The organism is Blautia sp. JLR.GB0024, from assembly GCF_037000545.1.
Taxonomy (GTDB): Bacteria; Bacillota; Clostridia; order Lachnospirales; family Lachnospiraceae; genus Blautia; species Blautia celeris.
The window spans coordinates 1-6,845 of record NZ_JBANBF010000034.1 but is presented as its reverse complement, the minus strand read 5'-3'; the positions used below and the strand labels follow the sequence as shown (position 1 = coordinate 6,845).

The following is a 6,845-nucleotide window of genomic DNA, read 5'->3' as shown; positions in this document are numbered from 1 at the left end:
CCACCGGAGTGCAGTAACCTATAATAGTGCTTCAAACCCGCTGTTTATGCGGGTTCCGGGCATTTTTTAAGTGGCAAAATTGTTACAAAAGTATTAAACTAAGAAATTATGATATCAAAATAGAGTTTGCCGGAAACCTTGTCATAAACGATCTGGTTGACGATAGTACGGATAAACATGCCCTTTGTTTCATAGTCATTTTCTGGACCCCGAACGATTTCGTAGACATTCCTTATTTCCTCTACTACATCTTTTTTCTCTGGCTGCTCGGTATTTTGAAAGATATTTTCCAATGAAGCAATCTCTTTCATGAGATACTCCCTTTGGGCATTTAAGCGTTTCCTGTTTTCTTTGTACTCTTCCAGAGTGTCTATCTCATTTTCATAGGCAGCCCGTACACGCTGCTCTTTGATGGTGATGCGGTCCAGCTCATGCTTTAAGTTATCCAGTTCGGATGTATCCGTTGAGGATATATTATCACCTTTGTAGGTATATGTAAAATCCTCTCCATTCACGATTTTTTCCAGATAATCAATGACTGCCGTTTCAACCTTCTTTACAGAAATACTGACAGATGTCTTATGGAACCCTTTGGCATATTTCCAACATTGAAAATATGGACAGGCCTGGTTGCCGGTATAGGAGAGCGTAGCACCGCAAATAGAGCATTTTAACAGACCTGAGAGCCAATGCTTGCAGGCAGACACATTCCGGTTCTTGGCGGGGCGTCTACGGGCATTCATGAGTCTAAGGCGTTTTTTGTAACGTTCTTTTGAAAGACGAGCTTCATGTGTACCCTCAAATTCAGTTCCATTCCAGATTACGGTTCCGGTATAAAAAGGGTTTTTTAAAATAAAGTCAATGTTTCTCCGTTCAAAGAGATTTCCCCGCTTGGTCCGATATCCCAGATCATTGCATTTCCGCGCAATCGCTGTGGTGTCAACATTATAATTGTCGTACTGATCCATAATGTAATCTATGATTCGGTATTCTTTTTCGTTAATAATGAATGGCTGGCCGTTTCCTACGGCATCATATCCGAGGCATGGAGTAGCCTGATATCCGTTCTTTAGAGCTTTTTCCTTCATGCCACGAAGAACTTCGCCGGACAAACGGATGGAATAGTATTCATCCATCCATTCAATGATTCTTTCTATGAGTGTTCCAAACGGACCGTCAATGAGTGGTTCGGAAACACTGATGACCTCCACACCATCTTTTTTCAACATACTTTTGTAAACAATGGATTCCTCCTGGTTCCTGGCAAAACGGCTGTATTTCCATACCAGAATGACGTCAATGGGGTGGCTTTCCTGCTTGGCAGTGGCAATCATCTTTTGAAACTCAGGCCTCTTCTGGGCCCGGCGGCCGGAAACACTTTCCATGTAAACAAAATCATTGGATATGACAATGTTATTCTTTTTGGCATAATCCAGAAGGAGACGTTTCTGTGCGTCCGGGGACAGCTCTGCCTGATCAGCGGTGCTGACGCGGATGTAGAGGGCACCGGTCCGTAGTTGTTTTGTATCATTTTCGGACATTATTTTATCACCTCTTATATATAATATTGATTTTTAGGTACAAAAATAACAGCCAGCGAACTTTTGTTCCGCTTGCGTGGCTGCTCCGGAGATGATACAATATCAGTGTCTAAGTAATAAGTATGCATCTTCGGATGTATGGCCGGTCTCTGTTGGCGCAGGGGCCGGTTTTACTATTTGACATTTCGGTATATTTTGCTATAATATACTTAACAAGACAGCCGACAGGTAGGTGCACGCTACCCGTCCCGGCGAAATATAGTTACACTATTTAAAAATAGCCGTTCCTAAACTTTGACGAGAGCAGGACGGCTATTTTTTATGTATCTGAACAATCAGTGCGATTATACCTGTTATCATGATGATAAAGGTAAAGAGGTCACTATAAGTCACGTACATAAGCACCACCCCTTTCCGCAAGACTCGGAACGGGATAGAGGGCCGCCTGTTCGGCTGCCTGGGTGAGTATATTATTTTTGTGGCCCCTGCTGTTGGGGCAGGGGCCGGTTGTTTTGTATGATGGAATATTTAACATTTGGACAAAACCGCGTAAATATAGGTATCATATTCGTTGGATTTAATTCAAATTAGCTATCGCATAATCGGCTTCTTCAGCAGTAAACTGTTCGCCATACTCTGAAGTAAGCTGGTCACGTATGGCTTCGGGAGACATATCCATTGTATCCTGATAGTTCTTTGCTGTTGCTAAAGCATTTGCATTCCAGTCAGCTTCTATGGTGTCGACAGCATACTGGGCTTCTTCTGGAGTAAATTGTTCTCCATTTTCTGATACAAGTTGATTGTATAGACCCATTTTAGACATATGCATGGTTTCGTTGTAGTTTTCAGCTGTTGCCAATGCATTTGCATTCCAGTCAGCTTCTATGGTGTCGACAGCATACTGGGCAGCTTCAGCAGAAAATTTTTCACCGTATTCTGAGGTGAGCTGGTCATAAAGGCCTGCTTTAGACATATGCATGGTTTCGCTATAGCTTTTGGCTTTATTAAGTGCAGATTTGTACTCCTTGGGGACCTGATCATCTTTGGAATTATCGGTAGCAGACTGCTCCTCTTTGGGTTCAGTAGATTTATCTTGTTCTTCAGTCTTTTCTGTTGATGCGGCTGTTTTTTTGGTCGTGTTTTGGGCCTTGTCTTTGTCACCGCCTATTGTTGAACCGATTCCTCCTATTATTGCGAGTGCAAGAACAATTATAAGTAATGTTTTAAGACAGCTCCCTTTCTTTTTTCCTTCTTTAGACATGTAGATTTCCTCCTTAACTTATACGAATATAGAATCATTGGTCAATTTTATCAACATATACTCCAGGGATAGTAATGGTTCCTCCTAAAGTTGATTTATAGCTGATTGTACCAACAGAAGTTCCATATATCGTTATATGGTCATCTTCTAATATCCTAGAGGAAACTATACTTTTTGAATATTCTGCAAGTAAAACTGTATCATAATCATCGTTGACTGCTAGGCGGATCTGGGTACTAGTATCGCCCTCCATGACTTGAATTACTTTACCTGAAAATTTAACTTTTTTTGAAAGATAATCATCAGGAGTTCTGGCTAACTGGTCATATGAAATACCAGTTTCGTAACCTTGGGCCTCCTCCTCAGCAGCAGCCTGTTCCTGAGCGGATAATGAGGCATCAGCCGCTTGAACTGCCTGCATTAGTTCATTTTTTTTGGTTTCATCAGTTAAAGTATTAACCTTGGCTAAGGCATCATTATATAATTCTCTAGTAGCCCCGGATACCAACGTACCATTAGCAAAATCCCATATTTTATTTACGGCATCAGTAGCGGCAGTTTGATTTTGTGATTCCTTTTGGGCGGCTTCAGCTTCAGCCTTTTTTTGTTCAGCTTCGGCCGCTTCCATTTCCTCAAATGGCTTCATTTTTTCTTTGTACTTATCAAACTCTGATTTTAGTGAATCATAATCAGACTGCAATGCTATAAGGTCAGATTTTGATTTTTCAAGTTCGTCTTTTGAATCTTCTAATTGAGATTCCAGTTTGCTGTTTTTTTCTTTGGCAGAGTTATAATCAGCTTCATTGATTCCGCATGATGTGAACGTCAAGGACATTGACATTGCAAGTAATAGTGCTGCCATTTTTTTCTTCATAAGTTTTTCCCCCAGTACATTATAATATTTATTAATACGCCGAAGCGGATTAATCTACATCTGCTCATCAGGTAATATGTTAAGTGTGCGGTCGTTGGTTAGAGATAATATTCCATTCACCTCCTAGATGGTGGCAGTTGAACTATCTTGCATCATAAGTGGTATAAACGTTATAGTGTACATGTACTTCGTTTCTCTGATTGATATACCTAAACCCTTAAGACTAGCTGTTAAATCTCCTATAAAATATTGATATGAAAAATCAAGTACTAAAACTTCATAATCATCTTCTGGTTTTGTTTTTTTATTCTCACTCCCTATTGAGTCAATATATTGGTCTTTTCTTCGATAGATCATCTGACATAGCCCAACACAGGGCATATAACTCAGAGCACAGATATCTTGCTCGTTCGTACGTAAATACTTTAAATCCGTAGTATTCAAAGACAGCGATATAATCAAATGGGAAGTCTTTAATTCCACATTCTGTACAGACTTCTCAGACTTTTTTATGTAGTTTTTCAGGATTCATTTTGTTCTCCAGAATTACTCAATTCTTTCGGACAAAAGTTGTATCAGGTGCAATTTCTGCTCTTTTGACATTTGTTTCCCATTTCTGGCAATGAGGCGTTCGACATCATCATATGACGGCTCATGTTTTGAGATGTCTTCATCAGTGTCACAAAAATATTCAGCGTCTACGCCAAGTTCTTTAGCAAGCTTAAAGAGAACTTCTATATCTGCTTTTTACTGTCGCGTCTAATCATAGAATAAATAGTGGTAGGAGCAACTCCAATATTTTGTGCTAATTCATTTGCATTCATGTTTCTTTTTTTTAGTAACTTCTCCAGTTTGGCTCCAATTCCCATCATATCACCGCCTTTCATATAAATATATGATAACACATTTAAATAAGTAAGTAAATGAAAGAATGCGCAAATGCGTAAAAAACATTGAAATATTACTCATTTAGGATTGATGTATGGTTATGAATGACGCATTTGAATATAAGTGGGAATGTAAGGGGGTACTTGAATCTAAAAGCAGAGATGGCAAAGAAGGGAATAATCTTTGAAAATGTAGCACAATTATAGACAGGAAATAGTGGAAAATCAATAAGTATCCCAGACAACCCCAGTTACATACCATAATCAGAGAGGGTGATGGCATGAAAATAGAAGTAGTACCCCGTTTTCGTATAGAAGGGAAATACTATACGATGGACCAGTTACCAGAAGAACAGGTGAGGGAGATTGTCATAGAGAAGCTTGACCTGGCAATGGCCGCATTGAAATACGAGAGGAAAAGAGCCGCCAAATAAGGCGGTAAGAAGGAGAGGAAAAGTTCATGCACTATGAAACCATAAAAGACGCAGCCTTATGTACCGCTCTTGCTACATCAACCAGATTTTAGCAGCCACGGGACTGGGAAAGACAGATAAAAAAGAGTTAATTATGGGATAGATGCGAATAGATGTACGTCCTTATTATATGACTTTCACATTATTTTTTTGTGAATTTAATGATTGGTTTGTTCTTTATCTTATTCCATATAAATAGTAACAGTCCAATAATTGCAATAATAAAACCGTGTATAGGCTTTGTAACAACAAGATAAGCAACTACCAGCCAAAAAATAAGGGATAATAAAGCTTTAAAAAAATCTTTTTTCTTTTTAGTCATAAGTCAACCTCTTTTTCTTTTCATTATACTCCTATGGTAGGAGAAAATCCAGATTAGTGTAATGTTGTGCTTATAAAGAAGGAGGGCCGGGTCAGCAGGCCCGGCAGTATGAAAAAGAAAAGTCTATATGAAAAAGGTTATTGCCCTTTGTTGAGTATTACTATACCGGGAAAATGTGATGAAACTGTGGTAAAAAGATAAAAGAAATGTAAAGAGTTTTTGAAAGATTTATGAAAGCAGATGTGAGGTGATGACGATGGATAAGAAGACGTTCCCTTTACTGAGGTGCGGACGTCTGTACATATAGATGAGTCGAAAGAGACTGACGAGATTGACCGGCGGCTGTGGATAGGAAAGAGAGGGGGGATGGAGTTTGAAGAGTTTATATCGTTTGCAGGCTGTCTTGGAATATGGAAATGTCATTGGTGTTGATGACTTTGCATTTAAAAGCGGCACACATACGGTACAATCATTGTAAATCAGGCTACCCATAGGCCGGTTGCGGTACTTGATGGACGTGATGGAATGACCCTAAAGGAATGGCTTAAGAACAATAAGCATATTAAAGCAGTTACACGAGACAGGAGAAGTGCCTATGCGTCTGCTATTCAGGAAATACTGTCCGATGCTATGCAGATAGCGGATAGATATCATCTCCACCAAAACCTTCTGGAAGCCATTAAGGTATGACAGTTGAAGGGGATGATGGTAAAAAGTATCATATCCGCTCAGTTGGAATGGTGAAATCTGCAGATAGTATCACTGCTACGACACCCTGCTTTGATTGAAGGTGAATTTGATCTTGATAGTTGGTAGTTCACACACTTAGAAACGGAGAATTAGAAGATGAAGACCAGGAAAATTATGAATTTATGTCTTTTTGAGGAAGGCGGTGACGGCAGCCAGACAAGCTCCGGAAATGTGATATTGGACAGAAGCAGACCACAAAACAGGTATGGGATAAGAAATTTATCACGGTAGAAGAAATCGCAGTCATTGTGCCGGACCCGAATCCGTGCTGGATAACTCTGACTATGATATCTGGGGCAAAGTTAAGCTCAGAATTGTGGAAGTATTTGGTCAAAAAAATGGCGGGCCGTATTTTTTGATGTAGATAAGCCGTCTACATGGAGAGATGGCGTTGTTGCTACAGCAACAAAAGGGGTTCTGCAGTTGATTTTGGAGAATCTGATAATCTGTATGAGAAAATTATGGGTGAGGACGGTGCGATTGCGAAGGGCGGAGCATTCCGGCTTTTTTGTTAATGGGCATATAGCTGATATCTCTATGAAAGCGGAGCTCAGAGGTTTGGGGGATGATAGAAATTATATTAGACGTGGTGCAGATCATTGTCAGCACAGGAATCATTGTAGTGCTGCTCAAAGACCGGAAATGCAAGTAAGAACTACCGGACCGGCGCCCGGTTATGCGCCGGATCTATTCGATTTTACTATGAATTTTTATTATAGGTTATTACACTCCGGTCC

Annotated in this window: 8 protein-coding genes; 3 read left to right on the top strand and 5 right to left on the bottom strand. The window is 39.9% G+C overall.

From position 1 onward, the window contains the following. Positions 1-98: 98 nt before the first annotated feature. The 4 genes from V8Q34_RS27205 to V8Q34_RS27190 form a co-directional block, all read right to left on the bottom strand. Complete coding sequence (locus tag V8Q34_RS27205; protein WP_335836674.1) at positions 99-1,541, bottom strand: recombinase family protein; 1,443 nt, start codon at positions 1,539-1,541, stop codon at positions 99-101. 577 nt (positions 1,542-2,118) lie between these two features. After that, entirely contained in the window at positions 2,119-2,802 is a 684-nt protein-coding gene (locus V8Q34_RS27200) for an Ltp family lipoprotein (RefSeq protein WP_118594027.1), read from the bottom strand. Positions 2,803-2,836: 34 nt separating this feature from the next. Next, positions 2,837-3,676: a toxin regulator gene (locus V8Q34_RS27195; protein WP_118594026.1), complete on the bottom strand. Its 840-nt coding sequence runs from the start codon at positions 3,674-3,676 to the stop codon at positions 2,837-2,839. Between the two features lie 734 nt (positions 3,677-4,410). Further along, positions 4,411-4,548 (bottom strand): helix-turn-helix domain-containing protein, encoded by a 138-nt coding sequence (locus V8Q34_RS27190; RefSeq protein WP_335836673.1) that lies wholly within the window; start codon positions 4,546-4,548, stop codon positions 4,411-4,413. Positions 4,549-4,844: 296 nt separating this feature from the next. On the opposite strand from V8Q34_RS27190, the gene V8Q34_RS27185 reads away from it, so the two are divergent. Further along, positions 4,845-4,997 (top strand): hypothetical protein, encoded by a 153-nt coding sequence (locus tag V8Q34_RS27185; protein WP_158587361.1) that lies wholly within the window; start codon positions 4,845-4,847, stop codon positions 4,995-4,997. Positions 4,998-5,178: 181 nt separating this feature from the next. On the opposite strand, the gene V8Q34_RS27180 is transcribed toward V8Q34_RS27185, so the two are convergent. Next, complete coding sequence (locus V8Q34_RS27180; protein WP_118594146.1) at positions 5,179-5,358, bottom strand: hypothetical protein; 180 nt, start codon at positions 5,356-5,358, stop codon at positions 5,179-5,181. 468 nt (positions 5,359-5,826) lie between these two features. Here V8Q34_RS27180 and V8Q34_RS27175 point away from each other — a divergent pair, with 468 nt between their 5' ends. Continuing rightward, positions 5,827-6,048, top strand: a complete 222-nt coding sequence (locus V8Q34_RS27175) for a transposase (RefSeq protein WP_225305414.1) — start codon at positions 5,827-5,829, stop codon at positions 6,046-6,048. A 156-nt stretch (positions 6,049-6,204) separates the two neighbouring features. Beyond that, positions 6,205-6,339: a hypothetical protein gene (locus V8Q34_RS27170; RefSeq protein ID WP_255611219.1), complete on the top strand. Its 135-nt coding sequence runs from the start codon at positions 6,205-6,207 to the stop codon at positions 6,337-6,339. The last annotated feature ends 506 nt before the right edge of the window (positions 6,340-6,845 follow it).